This window comes from Sphaerisporangium dianthi (assembly GCF_042654065.1).
GTDB classification, from domain to species: domain Bacteria; phylum Actinomycetota; class Actinomycetes; order Streptosporangiales; family Streptosporangiaceae; genus Sphaerisporangium; species Sphaerisporangium dianthi.
The window spans coordinates 33,564-58,019 of record NZ_JBHSFP010000023.1 but is presented as its reverse complement, the minus strand read 5'-3'; the positions used below and the strand labels follow the sequence as shown (position 1 = coordinate 58,019).

The window sequence follows — 24,456 nt, the reverse complement described above, 5'->3', positions numbered from 1 at the left end:
GGATTGTCTGCACGAGTCGGTTCTAGGCTTCCCAGCGTGACAGACCAGCGACGCATCCTCGTGGTCGAGGATGACAGCACCATCGCTCTGGCCGTGCGAAACAGGCTGATGGCCGAAGGCTTCGACGTCCGCGTCGCGGGCGACGGCGAGGAGGCGCTCGCGGCGTACGCGAAGGCCGAGCCGGACCTGGTGGTGCTCGACCGCCTGCTGCCCGGACTCGACGGCCTGGAGGTGTGCCGGCGGATGCAGGCCGCGCGGCCGGTGCCGGTGCTGATGCTGACCGCGCTGGGCGAGGAGACCGACCTGCTCGTCGGGCTCGGCGTCGGCGCGGACGACTACCTCACCAAGCCGTTCAGCATGCGCGAGCTGGTGGCCAGGATCCACGCCCTGTTGCGCAGGGTGGAGCGGGCCGCCCAGCTCGCCCACGAGGACACGGTGATCCGCGCCGGCGACGTGGAGATCAACACCGCCGAGCGCAGGGTCTTCGTGCGCGGTGTGGAGGCGCAGCTGACGCGTACGGAGTTCGACCTGCTGAGGCGGCTCGCCGAGCGTCCCGGCCACGTCTTCGAGCGGGAACGGCTGCTGTCGGACATCTGGGGCTTCTCCGAGGCCGCGGCCACCCGCACGGTGGACAGCCATGTGCGCGCGCTGCGCCGCAAGCTCGGCGCCGGCATCGTCCGCACCGTCCACGGCGTCGGCTACGCGCTGGTCAAGCCATGAGGCCGCTCGATTTCCTCGGCCGGATCAAGGTCAAGCTCGGCCTGGTCATCCTGCTCGCGGTCGCCACGGCCTTCGCGCTCAACGAGTACGGCCGCTTCCTCGGGGTCGTCCCGTGGGTTCGCATGGGGCTCGCGGCCGTCCTCAGCCTCGGCACGGTGCAGCTCGTCGGCAGGGGGATGACCCGGCCGCTGCGCGAGATGGCCGCCGCCGCCCAGACGATCGCCAAGGGGCGGTACGGCATGCGCGTCCGGGCCACCTCCCGCGACGAGGTGGGCGAGCTGGCGCGGGCCTTCAACGCCATGGCGGCCGATCTGGCCGAGGTGGACCGTCAGCGCCGCCGGCTGGTGGCCAACGTCAGCCACGAGCTGCGCACGCCCATCGCCGGCCTGCAGGCCGTGCTGGAGAACCTCGTCGACGGCGTCTCCTCGCCCGACCGCGCCACTTTGAGCACGGCGCTCACCCAGACCGAGCGCCTGGGGCGGCTGGTGGCCCAGCTGCTGGACCTGTCGCGGCTGGACTCCGGGGCGCGGCACATCGAGCCCGAACCCGTCGAGCTGGGTCCGCTGTGCGCCCAGGCCGTGCGGGAGGCCGGGCTCGCGCGCGAGGAGGTGTCGCTGTCCAGCCGGGTGCCCGCCGGGCTGGGCGTCCACGCCGACCCGGCGCTGCTCGGCCAGGTGCTGGCCAACCTGCTGGACAACGCCGTCCGGCACAGCCCCGTCGCTGGCCTGGTCCGCCTCGAAGCCCGCGCGGAGGGAGCCGGGGTGCGGTTCAGCGTCACCGACGAGGGGCCGGGGATCCCCGCGCCGGAGCGACCCCGGGTGTTCGAGCGGTTCTCCCGCCTGGACACCGCCCGGGCGGCCGACGCGGGCGGCACGGGCCTCGGCCTGGCCATCGTCAAGGAGATCGTCGAACTGCACGGCGGCTCGGTGCGGGTCGCCGACACCCCCTTCGGCTGCCGCATGGTGGTCGACCTCCCCGGAAGGACCACGGTCATGAACGAGGACCCGCCCGACCTCCCCGAAAGCACCGCCGTGACGAGCGGTGACACGCGCGACGGCCCCGCGAAGACCGCGGGAGCCGTCCCTGGGAAGGCAGGCACTCCCGCAGCCGCGGGAGCCGGCCTGGAGGAGGCCGGCGCCTTGACGGCCGCGGGCGCCGGATCCGCGGGGCCCGCCGCCCCTGAGATCGCGGAAGCCGCGGCGGCGCCCATAGACGGACGGGAGGTCGCCGGTGCGGCCGACCGATCCGATGTGTCCGGCATTCCCGACGCTCCAGCCGTGCTCGTCGTGCCGCGCAGGCCGAAGCCGCCCGGCGAGCCGTGGCCGGCGCCGGTGGCGATCCAGGAAGGATCCGCGGCCATCGCTCCGGACGCCCGCGCCACAGGGCCCGGCGCCGCCGAGGAATTCTCCGCCACCGTGGGCTCGCGCGCCTTCGCGGAGCAGGATGCCGCCAAGGAGCCCCTTGCCGCCAGGGAGCCCAGCTCCGCCAGGGAGATGGGGGCCGTGGACGAGCCCGATGCCGAGGAGGCGGGTGCCGTCGTGGGGGCCGGCACCCTCGCGGGGGGACAAGGGACGCCGATGGACGCGGCGCTTGTGGACGCGGCGCCCGTGGCGGACGCGCGGGCGCCCGGACACGTCCCGCCCGGGACGTACCAGCAGCCGTCAGGGGGGCACCCGCAGGCGCCGGGAGCGTACCGGCAGCCGCCCGGGGCGCACCAGTGGCCGCCCGGCGGCGTACCGCCGGACTATGTGCCGCCGCCTCTGCTGCCCCGGCCGGACCTGCCTCCGACACCCCGGTGGCTGCTGCCGGTGGCGGCGGCGGTCGGGCTGCTCGCGGCGGGCGCGCTGCCGTTCGCCCGGGCCGGGTTCGGCATCGTGCTCGTGGCCGTCGTCGCCGGTGCCGCCGTGCTCCCGGTGGCGCGGCACCGCGTCACCCCTTGGACGGGCGCTTTCTGCCTGCTGGCGTACGCGCTGGTGTCGGTCGCCCTGTTCCGGGACGCGGAGTGGCTGGTCGGCCCCCTGCTGCTCGCGGCCTTCGGCCTGGCCGCCCTGGCGGTGTCGGGCGCGGGCCGGAGCTGGGCGGGCGTGATCCGGGGAGGGATGTCGATGGTCCTCGCCGTCTTCCCGCTGCCGTGGTTCCTCATCGCGCCGCTCAAGGCCGTCGACCGGCGGCGCACCATGGCGCCGCTGCTCGCGGGCCTGGGCATCGCCGCGGTGCTGCTCATGGTGTTCGGCGTGCTGTTCGCCTCGGCCGACGCCGTTTTCGCCTCCTTCGTCTCGCATGTGTTCACCGCTCCGGCGTGGGCCTCCTCCGTGCCGGTTCGCCTGGTGCTCTTCGCGGTGTTCTCCGCGATGGTCGGGGCCGCGACCCTCGTGGCGCTGCGCCCGGCGGTCGAGCCGGCCGGCCGGCGGACCCACCGGCGGGTGAGCCGCACCCTGTGGACCATCCCGCTGGCGGCGGTGGACCTGTTGTTCGCCGCCTTCGTGGCCGTGCAGATCAGCACGCTGTTCGGGGGCAACCGCAGGGTGATGGAGACCGCCGGGCTGACCTACGCGGAGTACGCCAGGTCGGGGTTCTTCGAGCTGGTGACGGTCAGCGTCTTCGTGCTCGGCCTGGTGGCGGCGGCGACGGCCGTGGTGGCCGCGCAGGGCCGCGAGCGCCTTGTGCTGGCCGGTCTGCTCGGCCTCCTGTGCGGCCTGACGCTGGTGATCCTCGCCTCGGCGCTGCACCGGCTCGGGCTCTACATCGACGCCTACGGCCTGTCCACGCTGCGCGCGTCGGTCGGCGCGACGATCTGGTGGCTGGCGGCGGTGTTCGCGCTGGTGCTGGTGGCGGGGGCCCTACGGCTGGCCCGCCGCGACGCGAGCTGGCTGCCGCGCACGACGGTGCTGGTGACGGGCCTGTCGCTGCTGGTTTTCTCGATCTGGAACCCCGACCTGAGGGTCGCCGAGTCGCAGCTCCGCGTCCGCGACTTCTCGGAGCTCGACTTCCGCTACATCACCGACCTCAGCGCGGACGCGGTGCCCGCCATCGACGGGCTGCCCTCGCCGGCCCGTGACTGCCTGCTGGCGCAGATGTCGTCGGTGTCGCGGCTGAGCATTCCCGACGACTGGGCCGGATGGAACCTGGCGCGCGAGCACGCGCGTGATCTGCTCGGTGACCGGCCGCCGAGGGAGCCGTCCCCGTCCTGCGGCAAGGATATAAAGTCGCGTGGGACATAGGTCATTCACGGCGGGCTCGTCGAAAGGCACGGCGCGGTGCACGGTTCGGTTTACGTCTACGTCGAGGACGTGCGCGACGAGGGCGCCGAGCAGGTCCTCGACCGCATCGCCGGGTACGGCGTGCGCGAGGTGACGGTCGCCGCGGCCTACCACGGGGCCCGCGACGTCACCCCGCACGGCGCCTCACGGGTGACCGTCCGCTCCGACGGCGTGCACTTCCCGCCGCACGCCGACCTGTTCACCGGCCTGCGGCTCGCGCCGCCCGTGCAGCCGGGGGCCGAGAGCGAGCCGGTAGCGGCGCTGCGCGCGGCCACGGCCGAGCGGGGCATGGCCCTGCACGGCTGGGCCGTGTTCCTGCACGACCTCACCCTCGGCCTGGCCAACCCCGACGTCACCGTGCACGACTGCTTCGGCGGGCGGGGCTTCCCCGCGGCGCTGTGCCCGGCCCACCCGGACGTGCGGCTGTACGCCGTCGCGCTGGCCCGGTCGGTGGCGCGGCAGGGCGTGGACAGCGTGGTCGCCGAGTCGCTGCACTTCGGGGGGTTCGCGCAGGGGCATCAGCAAGAGAGGTGTTTCGTCCCGCTCGGTCCGATGGACGAGTTCCTGTTCTCCTTGTGCTTCTGCCCGTGGTGCATGCGCCGGGCGACCGACCTCGGCGTCAAGGCGGAGGTCGCGCGCGAAGAGTGCGCCCGCATCGTCGGCGGGGTGCTCGACGGCGACCCGCCCGCGCAGGGCGAGGTGACGCGGGCCGCGCTCACGGCGTACGCGGGCCCGGACGTGGTCGCGTACGCTCGCGCCCGGTCAGAGACGGTGACCTCGCTGGTCAGCGAGGTGTCCTCGGCGGTGGCCGCCGAAGGGTCCAGGCTGACCTTCCTGGACGGCACCGGCCATCGCAAGGGGTACGCCGACGGGCTGCCGCCCGCCGGGCTCGCGGCGCACGACGCCTGGCAGCTCGGGGTCGACCTGGTGGCCCTCGGAGACCTGGTCCCCTCCTTCGGGGTCCTCGCCTACGCGCGGGACGCCGCGCGGGTGGCCGACGACGTCGGGGCCTACCGCCGCTCGGTCGGCAACGACAGGGAGCTGCGCGTCGTGCTGCGCCCGGGCAGGCCGGACACCGACTCGGAGGAGCGGCTGGCCGCGAAGGTCCGCGCGGTGCGCGCCGCGGGCGGCGACGCGGTCGACTTCTACGCTTACGGGCTCGTGCCGTACAGCGTCCTCGACCGCATCCCCGGATCCCTCGGCCGAGAGAGCTGACCGTACGCCTTGCCGGCCCGGCCCTGTATTCGGGCGACGTTTCAAATGATCGTAATTGATCGTAATGAGAGCGCTCTCTGACGATATCGCTCGGGAGGCGCGTCCACGGCGCGACACTTTCAGAACGGCCGGTCGTCTCCATCGTCCTTCGTCCGCCCATGGAGAGGGCTGTGCGTTCGCCGCCGGTGGCCCGTCGTTCCTGGTCATGGGGTCTCCGGCGCCGCGCATTCGCGAAGATGGGCAGAGGGTCCGACAGAGAGCGCTCTCACAATCTTCGAGAAACATTTTCTCGCTGTTGACACCCATTGTGAGGGCGATCTAGCGTCAGCGGCGCGTCACCCCCCAACGACGAAAGTCTCTCCGCATGATCTGCGACCTGCCCTCGAAGCACGCGAATCATCCGACCCCCCGGAACCGCCGCTCGAGGCGGTGGTCCGCCGGAACGGCCGCCGCCGTCCTCCTCGCCGGACTGCTCGTCACCCTGCCCGCCACCCCCGCCGGCGCCGCCACCGTCTCCGTGGGAGCCGGTGGCTACACGACCGATCTCCCCGCCGGGGCCTCCGGGCCGGCCGACAGCACCGGCGCGCCGGTGAGTCCCAAGATCACCTCCGCGGTCACCGCGAAGGTCCCCACCAACGACTGGTGGTCATCCCTGGCGTTCCAGCGCTACGCCGGCAACCCGTACTCCGAGAACATGTACGCCCACCCGCTGGCCTTCCACGCCGTCGCCGGCGGGCTGGAGGTCAGCCATCCCACCTCGCCAGGCGTCGGAGCTACGCAGTACGACTACTCGCACGCCCGCGATCTCACCGTCGGCGTGACCGGGCTCAACGCGCCGAAGACCCAGGTCGACGGCTGGTCCGACTGGACGGTCACCCCCTACTGGTCCGACGGAGCCCGCACGCTGCGCGCCACCATCGGCCACGGGCTGCCGTTCGTCTACGCCACCCCGAGCGGCGGCGATGGGCGGGTCGACTTCGTCGCCGCTCCGGCCATCTGGGCCGATCGCGGCAACGTGCTGGGCGCCACGGTGAACGGCCACGACTACGCCCTGTTCGCGCCCACCGGCACCGACTGGACCATCTCCGGGACGGCCGCCACCGTCGCCCTCGGCGGCAGGAACTACCTCAGCGTCGCCGCCCTGCCCGCCCGGGGAGCCCTCGACCTGTTCGCCAAGTACGCCTACTCGTTCGTCACCGGAACCACGGTGAGCTGGTCGTACGACGAGGCCGCCGCCCGGCTCACGACCACCTACACCGCCGCCACCAGCGCCAAGGAGGGCACGCAGACCGGCACGCTCATGGCGCTCTACCGGCACCAGTGGCAGGCCACCTCCGACTCGCTCACCGCCTACACCTACGTCTCGTCGCGCGGCACGATGAAACTGCGCGAAGGAGCGTCCTTCACCACCCGGCAGACCTTCCACGGCGTCCTGCCGTCACTGCCCGACCTCGGCGCCTACGACCGGGCCCGGCTCGGCGCCTACGTCCGGCAGGAGGCCGACGCCGCCGACCCGTACAAGGGCGCCGGGGACACCTACTGGACCGGCAAGGCCCTCGGACGGCTCGCGCAGATCGTGCCCATCGCCGACCAGCTCGGCGACACCGCCTCGCGAGACAAGCTGCTGGGGCTGCTCAAGACGAAGCTGCAGAGCTGGTTCACCGTGGGCGGCGAGCAGTTCCGCTACGACGCGGCCTGGGGCATCCTCACCGGATACCCGGCCTCCTACGGCAGCGACACCGAGGTCAACGACCACCACTTCCACTACGGCTACTACCTGATGGCCGCCGCCACCGTGGCGCGCTACGACCGGGCGTGGGCCGCCGACGGGCAGTGGGGCGGCATGGCCAAGCTGCTGGCCAAGGACGCCGACAACTGGGACCGCGCCGACACGCGCTTCCCGTTCCTGCGCAACTTCGACCCCTACGCGGGCAACGGCTGGGCCTCCGGCCACCAGGGCTTCGCGGCCGGGAACAACGAGGAGTCCTCCTCGGAGGCCATGAACTTCGCCGCGGGGGCGTTGCTGCTGGGCGCCGCCACCGGTGACACCGCCCTTCGTGACCTCGGCGTCTACCTGTACACCACGCAGGCCGCCACCATCGCGCAGTACTGGTTCGATGTGGACGACGCGGTGTTCCCCTCCGGATTCGCCCCGGGCACGGCCGGGATGATCTGGGGCGACGGCGCCGCCCACGCCACCTGGTGGACGGGCAACCCCGAGGAGATCCACGGGATCAACTACCTGCCGATCACCGGAGGCTCCCTCTACCACGGGCTCTACCCGGCCGAAGTGAAGGCCGGACTGGCCGAGATGCAGGCCGAGAACGGCGGGCCCGCCGTCGAGTGGCGCGACATCATCTGGCAGTACCGCGCGCTCGGCGACCCCGCCGCGGCCAAGGCCGACTGGGACGCGGGCGGCAACTCCTACGAGCCGGAGTCCGGCGACTCCAAGGCGCACGCCTACCACTGGATCTACAACCTGGCCAGGCTCGGCACGGTCGACGCGGCGGTCACCGCCGACACCCCGACGGCCGCCGTCTTCAGCCTCAACGGCACGCGCACCTACGTCGCCCACAACTTCGGAACCTCCGTGCGGACGGTGGTCTTCTCCGACGGCAGGCGGCTGGACGTGCCGGCCGGTTCCACCGCCACCAGCGCGGGCGGCGGCCCCACTCCCACCCCGACCCCCACGCCCAGCGCCACCCCCACGCGCACGCCCAGCCCCACGCCGACGCCGACGCCGGGGACCCCGACGCGGTACCTGCTCGCCGGAGGCGGCCTCGGCGCGACCGCCGGGACGGCCGGGTCCGACGTCGTCGCCTCCGCGGGCGGCGCCAACCACGACGGCACCCCGCACAACCCGCTCGTCTACACCGCCGGCGGCCTCACCATGGCCCACACCGGCGCGGCCACCGCGTTCGACCTGTTCCTCGACGCCGCGGCGGTTGGCAACGGCGTCCAGGCAAGGGTCTCGTACGACCTCACCGGCGACGGCGCCTACGACCGCGTCGAGACCTACCGCTACTTCGCCACCGACCCCGTCTCCGGCTGGGAGCACTACACCCAGGCGGCCGGGCTCGCCTCCTCCACCGGCACGCTCGGCAACCTCGTCAACGGACGGGTGAAGGTCGAGGTGTGGAGCGCCATCGGCGCCTACCCCAGCTCACTCGGGGTCGGCGACCGCTCCGTCCTCACCCTCCCGTTCCGCTGACTCCAACAGTCGCACGTGCGGTCCGCTGACTCCAACGGTCGCACGTGCGGTCCGCCGACTCCAACGGTCGCACGTGCGGTCCGCCGACTCCAACGGTCGCACGTGCGGTCCGCCGACTCCAGCGGTCGCACGTGCGGTCCGCCCGCTCACCCGGCCGGTCAGCGTGGACGGCCGCCGCTTCCCGCGAGCGCGGTCGCGACGCCGAGACCGAGGTAGACCAGGCCGCTGACGTACCTCAAGGCCCGGTGCCTGCGGCGCAGCAACCCGCTCAGCGTGCCGGCGCCGACGGCGTACACCATGTCGGCGGTGATGCCGAACAGCAGCAAGGTCAGCCCGAGCACCACGATCTGCAGAGCGGGAGACCCGGCCGCGGGATCGACGAACTGGGGGAGGAAGGCCAGGAAGAACAGGATGACCTTCGGGTTCAGCACGTTCACGATCATGCCCTCGAGGAACACCTTGCGCAGCGGCTGGGCGCTCGCCGCGCGCGCCGTGGCGCCGTCCCGGCCGGCCAGTGTGCGGATGCCGAGGTAGACCAGATACAGGGCGCCCGCCCACTTGACGGCCGTGAACGCCGCCGCGGACCGCGCGATGAGGTACGAGAGCCCGGCCGCCGCCGCGGCGATGTGCACCAGCGTCCCGGTCTCCACGCCCATGGCCGACGCCACGGCCGCCGCACGACCTTGGGCGATGCCGCGCGCGGTGATGTACAGGTTGTTCGGACCGGGAACGATCACCAGCACCATCGCGGCCAGCGAGAAGACCAGCAAGGTCGAGGGAGGAACCATGCCTGCGACCCTAAGCCCCACCGGACCGGTGAAAGAGGGCCATAGCGCCCCCCTCTCACCGGTCCAAACCCGCATGACCTGAGCTCTGCTGGACATGTCCGACGCGCATGCGATACTCCCGAACGTGGTGTGGCGGGAGAGGGGCAGCGCTCTGGTCGGGCGATCGAGTGAGCTCGGCAGCCTGATCGAAGTGCTCGACGCCGCCGCCGAGGGACAGGCGGGGGTGGCGGTCGTCAGCGGCGACGCCGGCATCGGCAAGACGCGCCTGGTGACCGAGCTCGTCGGCCTGGCACGCGCCCGCGGCTTCGCCGTGCTGGCCGGCCAGTGCGCCGAGCTGGGTGACGCCCTGCCTTACCTGCCGCTCGCCGACGCCCTTCGCGGCGCGGCCGCCGAGCCCGATCTGGCGCAGGCGATCGAGGCCCGCCCGACGCTCCGCAGGCTGGTCCCCGGCGCCTCGTTCGACTCTCCGCCAGAGGCGGGTTCGGGGCTCACCCAGCAGCAGTTGTTCGGTTCGATGCTCGGCTTCCTCGCCGAGGCGTCGGCGGCCAGGCCGATCGCCTTCGTGCTCGAAGACCTCCACTGGGCCGACCGGTCCACCCGTGACCTGCTGGTCTTCCTCAGCCGCATGCTGCAGGGCGAGAGGGTGTGCCTCGTCGGCACCTACCGCACCGACGACCTGCACCGGCGTCACCCGCTCCGGCCCCTGCTCGCCGAGCTCCAGCGGCTCCCGACGGTGACCGCCGTGCGACTGGGCCCGCTCGACGCCGGCGACCTGTCCGACCACCTCGTGACCCTCGGCGGCGCCGATGCCAAGGCGATGCGCGACATCATCGCCCGCGCCGAGGGCAACCCCTTCTACGCCGAAGAGCTGCTGGCCGCCGAAGGCCTGCCGTACAACGTGGCCAACCTGCTGCTCGCCCGCGTCGAACGGCTGTCGGAACCCGCGCAGCGCGTGTTGCGCGCCGCCGCGGTCGCCGGCCGGCGCGTCGACCACGACCTGCTCCAGAAGGTCTCCGCCCTCGCGGACATCGAGCTGGAGGAGGCCATGCGCGAGATCGTCTCGCGCGGGCTGCTACTGCCCGACGGCGACTACGGCTACGCGTTCCGGCACGCCTTGCTGCAGGAGGCCGTCTACACCGACCTGCTGCCCGGCGAACGGGCGCGGCTGCACGGCCGCTTCACCCACCTGCTCGAATCGCCCGCCGAACTCGCCTACCACTACCTCGCCGGTCACGACCTGCCCGGCGCTCTGGCGGCGTCCGTGGAGGCCGGTCGGCGGGCAGACCGTCTGGGCGCGCCCGTCGAGGCCCACAGTCACTACGACCGGGCCTTGTCCCTGTGGCACCGCGTCCCCGACGCGGAGCGGGTGGCGGGCATCGACCGCGTCCGGCTGGCACTGCTGTCCGCCGCGGCGGCCGAAGAGAGCGGGGACACCCACCGGGCGGTCGCCCAGATGCGCGAGCTTCTCACGACCGAGCGTCCGACGGCGGAGATCTGGGAGCGGCTCGCGTACTACCTGATCGACGCCGGGGACGACCCCGGGGCCATCGAGGCCGCAAAGACGGCCGTGCGCCTGGCCACCGACGCCCTCGCCCACCCGCAGGCTCCCGCCGACGATCCGGCTATAACGCGGGCTCCGGCCGACTATCCTGCCCTCACGCAGACGCTCGCCGCCGATCCGGCCATCACGCGGGCTCCCGCTGATCCGGCGCTCCCGCAGGCTTCCGACGACGATCCGGCACTCACGCGAGCCCCCGCCGACGTCGGCGCGCTCGCCGTCATGGCCAGAGCGCTGGCCACCTACGCGCGAGCCCTGGTCTGGTCTCCCCAGCACGGCGAGGTCGAGCATTTCGCCGGCCGGGCGCTCGACGCCGCGCGCGCGTCGGGTGTGCGCGACGCCGAGTCCAGCGCGTTGATCACCCTCGCCGTGGTCGCCGACATCGGCGGCGACCGGCACCGGGCCGAAGACCTGCTGACCGTCGCCGCGGGCATCCGCTCCGGAGATCTCTCCATCGACCTCCGTGCCGTCTTCAGCCTGGCACGGGTGCAGTTCGACCGCGGTCACCTCGCCGACGCCGCCGCCACCGCCGACCGCGGTGTCGGCCTGGCGCGCGAGACGGGCCTGTCATGGAGCGTGTACGGCACCGACCTGCGCTTCCTGCGGCTGCTCATCCATTACACGACCGGCGATTGGCAGCAGGCCGGCGAGCTGGCCGCCGGGTTCGCGGTGCGGGTCGGCAGGCTTCCCGAGGCGCGGCTGTCGGGGTACGCGCTGTTCGTCGAGGTCGGGCGGGGCGACGCGGTCGTCGATGAACGCCTGGTCTGGTTGAGACCCTTCTGGGACGACTATCTCATCACCTACATCGTGCGCGGGCTCGCCGCCGAGCACGCGCTGTGGAACGGCGATCCGCGGTCCGCCATGCGGCACATCGACGCGGTGGTCGCGATCCTCGAACCCTTCGACCCAGGCATGATCCGCATTTGCGCCACCGGCCTGTGGGCGCTCGCCGAGCTCGCCCAGGACGATTCGCACGCCGACGACCTCGCGAAAGCCGATCGCCTGGCGAAAGCCGACGACCTGCTCGCACGGGCCCATGCCGCGGCCACCCTCGGGCCGGGCTCGGGCACCCGGGGCGTGATGGGCATCGAAGGGCGAGCATGGCTGGCCAGGACGGAGGCCGAACGCCGGCGTGCCGGCGGCATCGCCGATCCCGCCGCGTGGCGGGCGGCCGTGGACGCCTTCGACTTCGGCTCGGTCTACGAGGTCGCGCGGTCGCGTTGGCGCCTCGCCGAGGCCCTGCTCGCCTCAGGCGACCGCGACCAGGCCTTCGACGAGTGGCGGCAGGCCATCGACACGGCCGAGGCCCTCGGCGCCATGCCTCTTCACCGCGCCCTCACCGACCTCGGCCGCAGAGCCCGCTTCGCCGTCCAGTCCAAGCAGGGCCCGGCCCCGGACGACGCGCTCTCGTCGTCCGGCCTGGCTCCGGCCATGTCGTCTTCGCCGCCGGGCGGCCATGACACCCCTGCGATCACGCTGACGGTTCGCGAGCAGGAGGTCCTCGCCCTGGTCGCCACGGGCCTGTCCAACCGCGAGATCGCCGAACGGCTCTTCATCGCCAACAAGACCGTGAGCGTGCACGTCTCGAACATCCTCGCCAAGCTGGGCGTCTCGTCCCGCACCCAGGCCGCCGCCTACGCGCACCAGCAAGGCCTCCTGACCTAGCCGCACACCCGCCGGCGCTCGCCATCTGCCGCCAACACGCGGCCACTGTTCACCCGCCCGTCGCTTGTGTCCAAGGCAGGGGGCGCGTTCGGATCTCGGTCGCTCAGCGATCGACTGCGGCGCTTCCCGGACCCTTGCCCGGCGTGGAGGCGGTGCCGTCGGCGGGAGCGAGTACGAGGTCGCGCACCATTTGAATCAGCTCGGCCGGATCGAACGGCTTGGTGAGATAGGCGTCGACCCCGATGCCGAGCCCGCGCTTCTTGTCCTCTTCCTGGGCCCTGGCCGTGATCATCATGATCTTGATGTGGTTCAGGCTCTCGTCGGCACGGAGCTTCGTGGCGGTCATCCAGCCGTCCAGGCGCGGCATCATCACGTCCAATGTGATCACGTTAGGTCGCACCGACGCCACTCGGTCAAGGCAGTCTTGCCCGTCCGTCGCCGTCTCCACCTGGAAACCCTCCAGGCTGAGATTCACGGCGATGAGCTGCCGGATAACCTCGTCGTCGTCCACGACCAGCACGCGTCCCAGAACCTCGTCCACGGCCGCGAGGCTAACTCTTAAAAGCGCTTTCTGCGAGGTTTTCCCCGAACTCCGCCGCTACCGAGCACACTCCCTCGCCCATGCCCCATCGTGTCCTACCGTGCCTGGGCCTTCATGGCGCTGTGGACCGCGGCAAGGAGGGCGGCGGCTCTCGGATCCGGCACCCCTTCCTGGATGTGATTCATGACGTAGCCGAACGCCAGGCCGGTCGCCGGGTCGGCGAAGCCGAGCGATCCGCCGTAGCCGGGAAACCCGAAGGCGGTCGGGCTGTACCAGAACGAGCCGGGTGTCGGCAGGCCGAAGCCGGTGCCGATCCGGACGGGTACGCGCAGGATGCGGTCGATGCCATTGGCCTGTTCGGCGGTCGCGGCGGCCAAGGTGCCGGCTGAGAGGATGCGATGCCCGTCGACCTCGCCGATGAGCGCGGCGTAGAAGCGCGCCAGGGAGCGGGCGGTGCAGATGCCGTTGGTCGAGGGCATCTCGGCGGACCGCTCGTCCGGATCGTTGTGGTCAAGCGGCGGCGTGACGACGGTCACCGACCGCCTGGTCAGCGACGTGGGGTCGGCATAGGCCTTCATGACCTCGCGCGCGGGTTCGGGAAGGGCGTCCAGGTCGATGCGGGCCAGCGCGTCAAGGTCCACCGGGGCGGCGACGATCCGGCTGACCCGGTGCTGCTCGGTATCCGGCAGCCCTATCCACAGGTCCAGGCCGAGCGGTGCGGCGATCTCCTCGGCGAGGAACGCGCCGAGGCTGCGGCCGGTCACCCGGCGGACGACCTCGCCGACCAGCCAGCCGTAGGTGAGCCCGTGGTAGCCATGCTCGCTGCCCGGTTCCCAATAGGGCCGCTGGGCGGCCAGGGCGGTCACCATCGGGTCCCAGGCGATCGCCTCCGCCGGGGTGATGGGACGGTCGATCGTGGGCAGTCCGGCCTGGTGGGTGAGCAGCCAGCGGACCGGGATGCGGTCCTTTCCGTTCGCCGCGAACTCCGGCCAGTACTCGGCGACGGGGGCGTCCAGGTCCAGTTCGCCCCGCTGGGCCAGCAGGTGCGCGCAGGCGGCGGTGACGCCCTTGGTGGTGGAGAACACGACCTGCAGGGTGTCGCGCTCCCAAGGGCGGCCGGTCTCAGGATCGGCTGTTCCACCCCACAGGTCGACGACCTTGCGACCGTGCAGGTAGACGCCGACCGCGGCGCCCACTTCCCGGTTGCCGGCCAGATTGGCCGCGAACGCCTCCCGCACTCCTTCGAATCCGGGTGCGGTACTCCCGCCGATCTCGGGCATGCGTCATCGCCTTCCGTGTGGGGTTCGTGCTGCCGGGCGGCGCTAACCGCGCCAGTGCCCGAGGAGCCAGGCACAGACTTCCGGCTCGGTCATCTCGGGGAACTCTTCTGAGAACGTGGCGAGCGCGCGCAGCGCTTCGTCCCGGTCCAGACCGCGCACCGCCGCTTCCCTCAAATACTCCTGACGTGCGGCGGTAGGACGACCGCCGCCTACGCCACGGCCCGGGAGGCCGGTGCGCCACCGGATGATCTCCTCCAGCCGATCAGCCCGCCACCCGGGAGCCCCGTCGACCTCGACGTCGGGTTCGGGGAACGGATGACTGGAATCGCGGGGATAACGGGAGCGCCACTTGTGCACCGCGTGCCGGCTCACCCCCAGCGCCTCGCCGATGCCGAGAACGCCGATGTAGTGCTCGGTCATGGTGCACCAACTTGTCTGGACGGCCTCCTCCGCGGTTCTCATTACTACCACGCCCGAGGTGGAGTCCCGTATCGACCGCCATCGCCGAACTTCGCCTCGGACGGAGACGACGCTAATGCAGGCGCCGAACATCGTCAACAAGAGAGACGAGGTTTTGCGAGGGCGCCGCAGTCGCATGAGATCCGCGAGTCGGGTGCGCCGCTTGTCCACAGGCCCGGAGCCGCGAGCTGCCCCCATCTCGCTTCGCCGCAGGTCAGGCTCTACGCCCCCGCTAGCCGTCGGTCGTCCACAGCCGAGAGCCGTCCACAGAACGCCGTTCGATCAAACGGTGGACGGCCCTCAGAAATGATCCTGGGCCTCGATTCGCCATCGAGCCCAAGGAGGGCACCGTGTTCTCGATGCTCGTCACCACCGTCCTCGTCACGGGGGCGGCCCTTTCTCCAGGCGGCGCCGAGGTCGCTCCCCGCCCGTCATCGAGTCGATGCACCCACATCCGCTGGCTCCAGGCCATCCCCGGTCACCCCGTCTGGCATGTCGCTCCGGCGTTCGGCGTCACGGCCTGCACAGGCACGATCCGCGATGACTCTCGTCCGGCCTCGCCGGCGGCGCCCGAGTCCTCGTGGCCGCCTCACCGGCAGATCGACCCCTACGGCTCCCCGGGCGCCCGCCTGTGGATCTGGCCGGCACGCGATCTCGCGCCCGGCGAGGCCGGGCCACACCACGACGACCAGGGTCCGGCGCGCGTTCACCAGCCGGCGCCCACCGGCCGTCGTGAGCGGCGTCTCGCGTCCACCGAAGCAGCAGACAGGCCCGACTCCCATCCACCGGACGGCCAGATCCTCGTCCGCCCGAGTTCGCAGGGGCACATCGTCAGCGACCGCTCCTCCTCACGTTCGAGGGGGCCGGTGCTCAACGACCGATCGGCCCCGCGTTCGAAGGGGCGGGAGGTCAATAACCGACCGGCCCGGCCGTCGAACAGGCCGGTGGTCGGGGACCGATCGGCCTCGCGGTCGAAGAGGCAGGTGGTCGGCGACCGATCGGCCTCGCCTTCGATGGGCCGGGAGGCCGGCGGCCGGTCTGCCACGCGTTCGAGGGGGCAGGTGGTCAGTGATCGGTCGGGTTTGCGGTCACGGCGGGCGGCCGGAGCCATCGCGGCGCGGGCGGCCGTCCAGCAGATCGGCACGCCGTATGTCTGGGGCGGAGGGTCGCGGGCCGGGGCGACAGGTGGCGGGTTCGACTGCTCAGGGCTGGCGCTCTACGCATGGTCCCGGGCAGGGGTCTCCCTTCCGCACTACACCGGCAGCCAGTTCGCCAAAGGCGCCAAGATCCCCTTCTCCAGGCTCAAAGAGGGCGACCTGCTCTTCTTCGGCGGCGGGACGGGAGATCCCACCCACGTCGGCATCTACCTCAAGAACGGCATGATGGTCCACGCCCCGAAGTCCGGTGACATCGTCCGAACCGTCGACTTCGCCCACTCCAGCTACTACCGAGCGCGCTACCGGGGAGCCATCCGTCCAGGCGAGTGAGCCCGCGGCAGACCCCCAGCCGCCAAGGGCCGGACATTCGGCCGATCGCCGATCGCCGATCGCCGATCGCCGATCGCGGGTCGCGGGTGGCCGGTGGCCGATCGCGGGTCGCCGGTGGCCGGTCGTGGGTCGCGGGTCGCCGTTCGCTGGTCGCGGATGGCAGGTGGCGGGTGGCGATGCGCTGGTCGCCGGTCGCGGGCCGGCCCCGTCACCGTGACGGCGACCATCCCACGTCCACGACCAGGCAGGTGCCATCCTGCGTCACTGAAGGCGGCCATGGAACAGCAAGCGCAGTCTCCGATCCGTCGGCGTGGAGAACCCCGATCACGACTCCGGGCGACTCTCCCCCGAGATGCCCCCAATCCGCCGGCGCGTAGAACTCCGCGACGGTGACACACCGCACGCGGGTCGCGTCCGCCGTGGCAAGGCTGGTGACCTACGTGGCAAGGCTGGTGACCTAGATGAGCCAGGTGGGCGGTCCACTGAGATGCCCTGTCCGGTGGTGGGGAGCCTGATCATGGCGTGGGATACGTGTCATCGCGAGCTTCTTCGGTCGGCGCCGGGTTTCTGAGTAACGGAGGACCTCCAGATGCTGGTAGCCTTACCACTCGATGAGCCCCCTTAGCTCAGGGGATAGAGCACCGGCCTCCGGAGCCGGGAGCGCAAGTTCGAATCTTGCAGGGGGCACACGATCTTGACCAGCGGTTTCGGCCGCTGACCAGGACGAACGACACACGAACGGGCGGGCCTCCAGTCTCACGGAGTCCCGCCCGTTCTCGTTGACGCGTGCTGGTCCTGGACCAGATGCGACCCAAAAGGGATCTTGGTTCATCGTTATGCGGCAGCGCCCGCATGCTTCTGCGGCACCGGGCGCCGGGCGCCTGTCCGCCTCGTGCCGGCCGATAGCACTGATCGGTCTCCTTGCGAGGCGCGTCACTATCTGGCGGATGCCGTGTCGTGGAGGCTGTTGAGCCTTTCGCCACGCCGCAAGACCTGCAGATCGGATCCGCCCCTGAGGCGGGGGACGGTTCCACGGAGAAGAGAGCACGGATGCCGGGTACGAGACGATCTTCATTGGGGTTCTTGTCCGACAGGGCGGATTTCGGCTTGATCTGCCAGGGGCCGAGGAGATCACGTTCACGTGGGCCTGGCCGGCGTGTTCGCAGGAGTCCGTGCATCCTCCAGTCGGATCTTCGCAGGAGTCGGCGCACCCTCCAGCGGGATCTTTGCGGGAGTCCGCGCACCCTCCAGCGGAACCGGTCTGAGAGAGGGCATGCCGCTTGTCGTGAGTGGGGGTCAATGGGGGGAGCGGGTCCAGCCGTCGGGGGCGAACAGGGCCGCGTCGTGCGGGTTCTGATCGTCGAAGTGAACCCCGGGCCCGCTGATGCGCACCTTGTCCACGTACACGCCGCGGCCCTGGTAGAGCGCGTCGCTCACATAGCGCCACCGCAGCCCGGTGGTCCCGGCCGGGAGGAGGGCATCCGCGCGCAGCCACTGGCGTCCCTGGAAACCCGAGAACGTGCCGTCCGACGACCACCGGTGCGGGCCCGCGCTCAGCTCCATCGGCACCGGGCTCCAGGTGGTCCCGCCGTCGGTGCCGGCCTCCAGGGAGCCGATGTCGGATCCGGCCTCCGTGTCGTACCAGAGGGCGAAGGACAGCCGTCCGCCGCGCGGTGTGCCGACCGGCAGCGTGAGCGTCGCCGTCCGGGCGTCCCCGGCTCCGGAGAACCACGCGTCCCGCCCCTCGGCCGGCCGCACGGGAACGGCCAGCGCCAGGTCACGGGCGACCGCCCGGCGGGCCGGGTTGTTGGAGCCCCAGTCCCTGCTCGGGTGCACCCGGTTGGTCAGCAGGATCACGAACGAGCCGGACAGCGGGTCGATGACGAACGACGTCCCGGTGTAGCCGGTGTGCCCGCCGGTCACCGGTGAGGAGAGCCCGTCCATGTACCACCGCTGGTCGAGCTCGAAGCCGAGGCCGTGCGAGTCGCCGGGGAAGGCGGTGGTGAAGTTCGTCAGCAGCAGCCGCACGGAGTCCTCCGACAGGACGCGCGCCCGGCCGTGGTGACCGCCGTTCAGCAGCGTCTGGGCCAGGATCGCCATGTCGTACGCCGTCGAGAAGACCCCGGCGTGGCCCGCGACCCCGCCGAGCGACCAGGCGTTCTCGTCGTGCACCTGGCCCCACACCATGCCGCGGTCGGGCTCCGTCGTGGTCTGGTACTCGGTGGCGGCGATCCGCGGTTTCAGCGCCGGGCGGGGGTTGTATCCGGTGTCGCGCATCCCGAGCGGCCCGGTCAGGTTCTCCTCGACGACCGCGTCGAGCCGCTTGCCGGTCACCCGCTCCACGATCACCCCGAGGGTGATCAGGTTGAGGTCGGAGTAGCGGTAGACCGTGTCCGGCGGGTTCGTCGGCGCGACGTTCCAGGCCGCGGCGTACCGTTCCCCGATGGTCGGCTGGTTGTACAGCGGTATCCACGCCGGCAGCCCCGAGGTGTGGGTGAGCAGGTTCCGGACCGTGATTCCGCCCTTGCCGTTCGCCGCGAACTCCGGGATGTACGCGGTCACCGGGGTGTCGAGCCCGATGCGGCCCTGTTCGATCTGCCCGACGGCCACGATCGAGGTGAACAGCTTGGACACCGACGCCATGTCGAAGATCGTGTCCCTGCGCATCGGGATCTGCTGGTCGGGCGGCAGTTCGGTGGGCACCGAGTCGGCGTAGCGCACCGCCTTGCCCATCGCCTCGTGGGTCGCGATCACGCCGCCCCGGCCCGCGATCACGACCGCGCCCGCGTAGAGCGGCCGCGCCGGCGACGGCTCCATGAACCCGGCGGCGTCGGCCGCGATCCGGTCCACGTACTCGGAGGTCAGCCCCGCCATGCCGGCGTCGCCGTACCGCAGCTTGTCGTGGGCGAAGCGCACGTCGCCGGCGGTGACGGTCGGAGGCCCCGCGGCGGCCGCCGCCGCGGACAGGGGAGTCGCCGCGGTGAGCGCCACCGCGACCAGGAGGACGGGCAAGGGCCGGGCCACTAGTGCCCTTCGCGGTAGATCAGGTGTTTCTCGCGCGTCTCGGTGAACGCCTTGAGCGCGCCGGCCCAGCCGGCCTCGACCTCGTCCGGGTCCTTCCCCGCGTCGATGTCGGTCCGTACCTGGGGCGAGCCGGTCAGTTTGTCGATCCAGTACGGCCGGGCGGGGTCGGAGGTGTCGTACCGCCAGGCGAAGTCGCCCGGGTGGAGCCGCCTCACCGTGACGAGCATCGCGATGCCCGTCTTGACCGGGTCGAATGCCTTCCGGTCCGTGACGTACAGTTGCACCCCGCCGCACAGTGTGTTCGCGTGCTTGGAGAACGTGGGCGTGAAGTACGCCGGCCGGAATCCGGTGCCGGGCAGGCGCAGCGCGTTGAGCGCGTCCGCCCATCGGTGGTCGGCGTACGGGGCGCCGATGAGCTCGAAGGGCCGGGTCGTGCCGCGCCCTTCCGACAGGTTGGTGCCCTCGAACATGCAGGTGCCCGGGTAGGCGAACGCGGTGTCCACGGTCGGCATGTTCGGCGACGGCATGACCCAGGGCAGGCCGGTGTCCTCGTAGGCCATGTCCCGCTTCCAGCCGCGCATCTCCACGACCGTGAGATCGGCGGGCCGGTCCAGGAACTCGGCGTTGAACAGCTTCGCCAGCTCGCCGACGGTCATGCCGTGCGCCTGGGAGATCGCCTCCCGGCCGACGAACGTGGCGAACTCCGGCGTCATGACCGGCCCGCGGGCCCGGCGGCCGGTGATCGGGTTGGGCCGGTCGAGGACGACGAACCGCTTGCCGGCCAGCGCGGCGGCCTCCATGGAGTCGAACAGCGTCCAGATGTAGGTGTAGAAGCGGGCGCCCGCGTCCTGGATGTCGAACATGACCGTGTCCACGCCCGACCTGGTGAAGATGTCGGCCAGCGCCTGGCCGCTCTTGAGGTAGGTGTCGTAGACCGGAAGCCCGGTCTGCTCGTCCACGTGGAAACCTTCGGAGCCTCCGGCCTGGGCCGTGCCCCGGAACCCGTGCTCGGGGCCGAACACCGCGACGAGGTCGATCTTGTCGTCGGCGGCCATGACGTCGACCTCGTGGACGAGGCCGGGCAGGATGCCGGTGGGGTTGGTCACGATGCCGGCCTTCTGGCCTTCCACGAGCCGGTAGTCGCCGTCCATCAGGATCTGGACGCCGGTCCGGAGTCCGCCGGGCCGTGGACGGCGGCCGGGCGGCGGGACGCCCATGCCCGTCCCGGCCATGGTCACGGCCGCGGTGGACAGCAGCGCCCGCCTGGAGAAGAGGTGGCCCATCGCGTGGTGCTCCGTTCTGGGAGGGTCAGTACCTCAGGCCGTGTCCATAGGGATACAGGACGGAGCCGTCGGCGGCCGGGATCGTCACCGGGAGCCTGCCGGTGGGGTCGGCCCGGCCGAACAGCACCCGTGCCGCGGCCTCCATCGCCGGCCTCTCCCACGAGTACGTCGCGAGGTACGCCGGGGCGCCGGGGAAGTCCGCGATGTCGTACGGGTTCCGGGCGGCGACGACGACGACGGGTTTGCCGGTGGCGAGCAGCGCGTTGACCAGGTTGCGCTGGGCGGCCGAGCTCTTGGAGTTCACCGTGGTCACCACGATCTGGTCACTGGCGCGGGCCTTGGCCACCGCGGCGTCGATGGTGGCCTGGGCCGGGGCGGTCCCCGTCTCGAACAGCTCGGTGGTGACCCCGAGGTCGCCGATCGCCTTGGCGAGCCGTTCGGCCGGCGGGATCTTGACGGACGGCGGCGTGACGTTGCGGTAGCCGGTCACCAGCACCCGCTGCCCGGTGTTCGTCAGCGGCAGCGCGCCGGCGTCGTTGCGCACGAGCGTCACGCTGTGGCCGGCGACCACGCGAGCGAGCGCCTTGTGCGCCGGGGCGCCGAGGCGGCGGAGCACCTTGCCCTCGTCGACCTGCCGATCACTTGTGAAGAAACCGCGCTGCTTCTTCAAGCGTAGGACCCGGTAGACGGACTCGTCGATGCGCTCCTCGGTCAGCTCGCCCGAGCGGACGGCGTTCAGCACCGCGTTGTAGGCGACGTCCAGCGAGATCGTGCTCGCCGTGTCGTCGACGATCATGAGCAGGTCGACCCCGGCCTTGAGCGCGAGCACCGGGACGCGGTCGTCGCCGTACTTGTCGCGCACGCCCTGCATGGACAGCGAGTCGGTGACCACGACGCCGTCGTAGCCGAGTTCGCCGCGCAGCAGCCCGGTCATGATCTCGGGGTCGAGCGTCGCGGGGTCGCACCCCTGCTGGGTCTCCACGTCGCAGTCGCTCTGCAGGTACGGCACGACGACGTGCGCCGTCATGACCATGTCGGCGCCGGCGGCGATGCCCGCCCGGAAGGGCGGCGCGTCGATCTTCCGCCACTGCTCCTTCGTGTGGAAGATCCACGGCACGCCGGTGTGGCTGTCGGTGACCGTGTCGCCGTGGCCGGGGAAGTGCTTCAGGCTCGCCGAGACGCCGCCCTGCTCCAGGCCGAGGACGGAGGCGCGCGTCAGCTTGGACACCAGCTCGGTGTTCTCCCCGAACGAGCGGACGCCGATCACCGGGTTGCCCGGGTTGATGTTGACGTCGGCGACCGGCGCGTAGTCCTGGTTGACGCCGAGCGCGGTCAGCTCCCGGCCGGTGACCACGCCCGCGGCGAGCGCCTCGCCCGCGCTGCGGGTCGCCCCGAGCGCCATCTGCCCGGGGAACGCGGTGAACGGCTCGTCCAGCCGGTAGACGGCGCCGTGCTCCTGGTCGGTGGCGATCAGCAGCGGGATCCTCGCCGGCTGGGCCAGCGCCGCCCGCTGCAGGTCGTTGGAGAGCCCCGCCGTCTTGACGGGGTCGTTCAGGTTGTTCGCCCACCGGAAGTAGAGAATCGCGCCGAGCTTGTACTTGGCGACGAGATCGTCGCCGTTCCTGACGTCCGGCCCGTACATCGCCTGGTTCGACGCCACATCGGCCGGGGCGGTCGTGTCCCCGCTCTCGCCGTAGACGTCCGCCACGAACAGCTGCCCGACCTTCTCCTCGAGACTCATGCTCGTGATCTTGCGGAGGATCCAGGAGTCCTTTCCGTCGGCGTGAACGGCCGGAGCCGTTCCCGCCCCGAGAACCACCGCCGCCGCCAGAGCCAGTGACCGCCGGTACCGCATCCGTCCTCCAACCCCTCGCATGTAGGTAAATTTCATGCAAGGTCGTGATGTCTGGAAGTTACTTACGTCTGACTGGATGGTCAACGCTTTCCGGTACGGGGTCTGTCCGGCGATGGGCCGGGTGGGTGACCTGTCCGTCGCCGGACCTTCACCTGGACGGCATCGAGGAGAGGGCGCCGGATGCGAGGGGTCCCGATGCTGGTGAAATTTTCATCAGGATGTTTCGTCCGGGCATAACGCGGCCGCCGCGACATTCGAGCAGGCCGGGACAGGAGTAGAAGCATAGAAATAGGCATTTATGCAAGGTGAATGCTTCCGAAAGTTTCATGACGGTCTTGACACATTTCGGGCAGGTTTCCACACTGAATCCCCGAGGCGCTCTCCCGCTGCCTGATCGGCGGTCCGACGGCGGGGATCTCCTTCTGTGGCGTCCTCGTGGTGCGCGTTCCCGGTCATGGGTGGGGCGTCGAGCACGCTGGGCGTCGCCGCGTTTCCGCTATTCCGTGACTCAGTTGTGGAGGCTCAGGCATGAGTACGAACGCCACCCCCCTGGATCGATCCCGGCGATCACGCAACACACGCCGGATGCTGCTCGCCTGTGCCCTCGGTGTACTCGGCACGATCACGGCGCTGACGTCGACGCTCCCCGCCGGCGCCGCCGCGAGCACGCTCGGCGCGGCCGCCGCGCAGAGCGGCCGGTACTTCGGCACCGCCATCGCCTCGGGCAAGCTCGGTGACTCGGCCTACACCAGCCTCGCGAACCGCGAGTTCAACATGGTGACGGCCGAGAACGAGATGAAGATCGACGCCACCGAGCCCAACCAGAACCAGTTCAACTTCTCCAGCGGTGACCGGGTCTACAACTGGGCCGTGCAGAACGGCAAGCGGGTGCGCGGGCACACGCTGGCCTGGCACAACCAGCAGCCCAACTGGATGAAGGGGATGGAAGGCAGCTCGCTGCGCCAGGCGATGATCAACCACATCAACGGTGTGGTGGGCCACTACAAGGGCAAGATCTACGCCTGGGACGTCGTCAACGAGGCCTTCGACGACAGCAACGGCGGCCGGCGCAACTCCAACCTCCAGCGCACCGGCAACGACTGGATCGAGGTCGCCTTCCGCACCGCCCGCGCCGCCGACCCCGCCGCCAAGCTCTGCTACAACGACTACAACATCGACAACTGGAGCTGGGCCAAGACCCAGGGCGTCTACAACATGGTCCGCGACTTCAAGTCCCGCGGCGTGCCCATCGACTGCGTCGGCCTGCAGTCCCACTTCAACGGCCAAAGCGCCTACAACTCCAACTACCGCACCACCATCTCCAGCTTCGCCGCCCTCGGCGTCGACGTCCAGATCACCGAACTGGACATCCAGGGCGGCTCGGCCAGCACCTACCAGGCCGTCACCAACGACTGCCTGGCCGTGCCCCGCTGCGCCGGCATCACCGTCTGGGGCGTCCGCGACACCGACTCCTGGCTCGGCTCCGGCGCCACCGCGCTGCTGTTCGACGGCAGCGGCAACAAGAAGGCCGCCTACAACTCCGTCCTCAACGCCCTCAACGCCGCCACCCCCAACCCCACACCCACCCCGACTCCGACTCCGACTCCCACGGTGACGCCCACCCCGAACCCCACGCCCACGCCGACTCCGACTCCGACGCCGACTCCGGTTCCTGGGACGTGTTCGGCGACGATCGAGACGACCAACACCTGGCCGGGCGGATTCCAGTCGACGGTGACGGTCCGCGCGGGCAACTCCCCGGTCAGCGGCTGGACCGTGCAGTGGACCTGGCCGGGCGGGCAGAGCATCAGCAGCCTGTGGAACGGCACGCAGACCGTGTCCGGCTCCAGCGTGACCGTCCGCAACGCCGCCTACAACGGCTCCATCGCGGCGAACGGCTCCACCACCTTCGGCTTCACCGCCAACGGCTCCGCGGCCACCCCCACCGCCACCTGCTCCTGACCCATCGTCAGATGAGCCGGGAGTTCTCCCTGGTCGGCGGCTCTCGTCGCTGACCAGCGAACGGCGAAGGAACGGGCGGGTCTCCGGTCTTACGGAGACCCGCCCTTTCTCATCTGCTCGTCGTCACCCGCGGCTCGCGTACCGGCCG

General features: G+C 71.3%; 14 protein-coding genes and 1 tRNA gene. 8 read left to right on the top strand and 7 right to left on the bottom strand.

Annotation, left to right across the window (positions count from 1 at the left end):
- Positions 1-36: 36 nt before the first annotated feature.
- The 4 genes from ACFO60_RS27460 to ACFO60_RS27445 all read left to right on the top strand — a co-directional run bounded on the left by ACFO60_RS27460 (position 37) and on the right by ACFO60_RS27445 (position 8,406).
- Complete coding sequence (locus ACFO60_RS27460) at positions 37-720, top strand: response regulator transcription factor (RefSeq protein WP_380845303.1); 684 nt, start codon at positions 37-39, stop codon at positions 718-720.
- Positions 717-3,941, top strand: coding sequence for a DUF4153 domain-containing protein (locus ACFO60_RS27455; RefSeq protein WP_380845300.1), 3,225 nt, complete (start codon positions 717-719; stop codon positions 3,939-3,941). The genes ACFO60_RS27460 and ACFO60_RS27455 overlap by 4 nt, the downstream gene beginning before the upstream one ends.
- Positions 3,942-3,977: 36 nt before the next feature.
- Entirely contained in the window at positions 3,978-5,195 is a 1,218-nt protein-coding gene (locus ACFO60_RS27450) for a hypothetical protein (RefSeq protein ID WP_380845297.1), read from the top strand.
- Positions 5,196-5,559: 364 nt separating this feature from the next.
- Positions 5,560-8,406, top strand: coding sequence for a glycosyl hydrolase (locus ACFO60_RS27445; RefSeq protein ID WP_380845294.1), 2,847 nt, complete (start codon positions 5,560-5,562; stop codon positions 8,404-8,406).
- A gap of 158 nt (positions 8,407-8,564) precedes the next feature.
- On the opposite strand, the gene ACFO60_RS27440 is transcribed toward ACFO60_RS27445, so the two are convergent.
- Positions 8,565-9,194: a LysE family translocator gene (locus tag ACFO60_RS27440; RefSeq protein WP_380845291.1), complete on the bottom strand. Its 630-nt coding sequence runs from the start codon at positions 9,192-9,194 to the stop codon at positions 8,565-8,567.
- Between the two features lie 94 nt (positions 9,195-9,288).
- Between ACFO60_RS27440 and ACFO60_RS27435 the strand changes: the two genes are divergently transcribed.
- Entirely contained in the window at positions 9,289-12,417 is a 3,129-nt protein-coding gene (locus tag ACFO60_RS27435) for a helix-turn-helix transcriptional regulator (RefSeq protein ID WP_380845288.1), read from the top strand.
- A 103-nt stretch (positions 12,418-12,520) separates the two neighbouring features.
- Here the strand turns inward: ACFO60_RS27435 and ACFO60_RS27430 are convergent, their stop codons facing one another.
- The 3 genes from ACFO60_RS27430 to ACFO60_RS27420 all read right to left on the bottom strand — a co-directional run bounded on the left by ACFO60_RS27430 (position 12,521) and on the right by ACFO60_RS27420 (position 14,658).
- The gene (locus ACFO60_RS27430; protein WP_380845545.1) at positions 12,521-12,937 is read right to left on the bottom strand and encodes a response regulator transcription factor; all 417 of its coding nucleotides are present in this window, start codon (positions 12,935-12,937) and stop codon (positions 12,521-12,523) included.
- A 116-nt stretch (positions 12,938-13,053) separates the two neighbouring features.
- The gene (locus ACFO60_RS27425; protein WP_380845285.1) at positions 13,054-14,238 is read right to left on the bottom strand and encodes a serine hydrolase domain-containing protein; all 1,185 of its coding nucleotides are present in this window, start codon (positions 14,236-14,238) and stop codon (positions 13,054-13,056) included.
- A 42-nt stretch (positions 14,239-14,280) separates the two neighbouring features.
- Entirely contained in the window at positions 14,281-14,658 is a 378-nt protein-coding gene (locus ACFO60_RS27420) for a hypothetical protein (protein ID WP_380845282.1), read from the bottom strand.
- Positions 14,659-15,779: 1,121 nt separating this feature from the next.
- Here ACFO60_RS27420 and ACFO60_RS27415 point away from each other — a divergent pair.
- Both ACFO60_RS27415 and ACFO60_RS27410 read left to right on the top strand, forming a co-directional pair.
- Entirely contained in the window at positions 15,780-16,184 is a 405-nt protein-coding gene (locus ACFO60_RS27415; protein ID WP_380845279.1) for a C40 family peptidase, read from the top strand.
- A gap of 615 nt (positions 16,185-16,799) precedes the next feature.
- Positions 16,800-16,871: transfer RNA gene (locus ACFO60_RS27410), tRNA-Arg, on the top strand.
- A gap of 609 nt (positions 16,872-17,480) precedes the next feature.
- On the opposite strand, the gene ACFO60_RS27405 is transcribed toward ACFO60_RS27410, so the two are convergent.
- Genes ACFO60_RS27405 through ACFO60_RS27395 form a run of 3 tightly spaced genes read right to left on the bottom strand, consistent with a single transcriptional unit; the run spans position 17,481 to position 22,232 of the window.
- A complete protein-coding gene (locus tag ACFO60_RS27405; protein WP_380845276.1) occupies positions 17,481-19,208 on the bottom strand; it encodes a serine hydrolase in 1,728 nt (575 codons plus the stop codon).
- Positions 19,208-20,491 (bottom strand): exo-beta-N-acetylmuramidase NamZ family protein, encoded by a 1,284-nt coding sequence (locus ACFO60_RS27400; RefSeq protein WP_380845273.1) that lies wholly within the window; start codon positions 20,489-20,491, stop codon positions 19,208-19,210. The genes ACFO60_RS27405 and ACFO60_RS27400 overlap by 1 nt, the downstream gene beginning before the upstream one ends.
- A gap of 25 nt (positions 20,492-20,516) precedes the next feature.
- Complete coding sequence (locus ACFO60_RS27395; RefSeq protein WP_380845270.1) at positions 20,517-22,232, bottom strand: glycoside hydrolase family 3 protein; 1,716 nt, start codon at positions 22,230-22,232, stop codon at positions 20,517-20,519.
- Positions 22,233-22,931: 699 nt separating this feature from the next.
- Here ACFO60_RS27395 and ACFO60_RS27390 point away from each other — a divergent pair.
- Entirely contained in the window at positions 22,932-24,308 is a 1,377-nt protein-coding gene (locus ACFO60_RS27390) for a glycoside hydrolase family 10 protein (RefSeq protein WP_380845267.1), read from the top strand.
- Positions 24,309-24,456 lie beyond the last annotated feature (148 nt).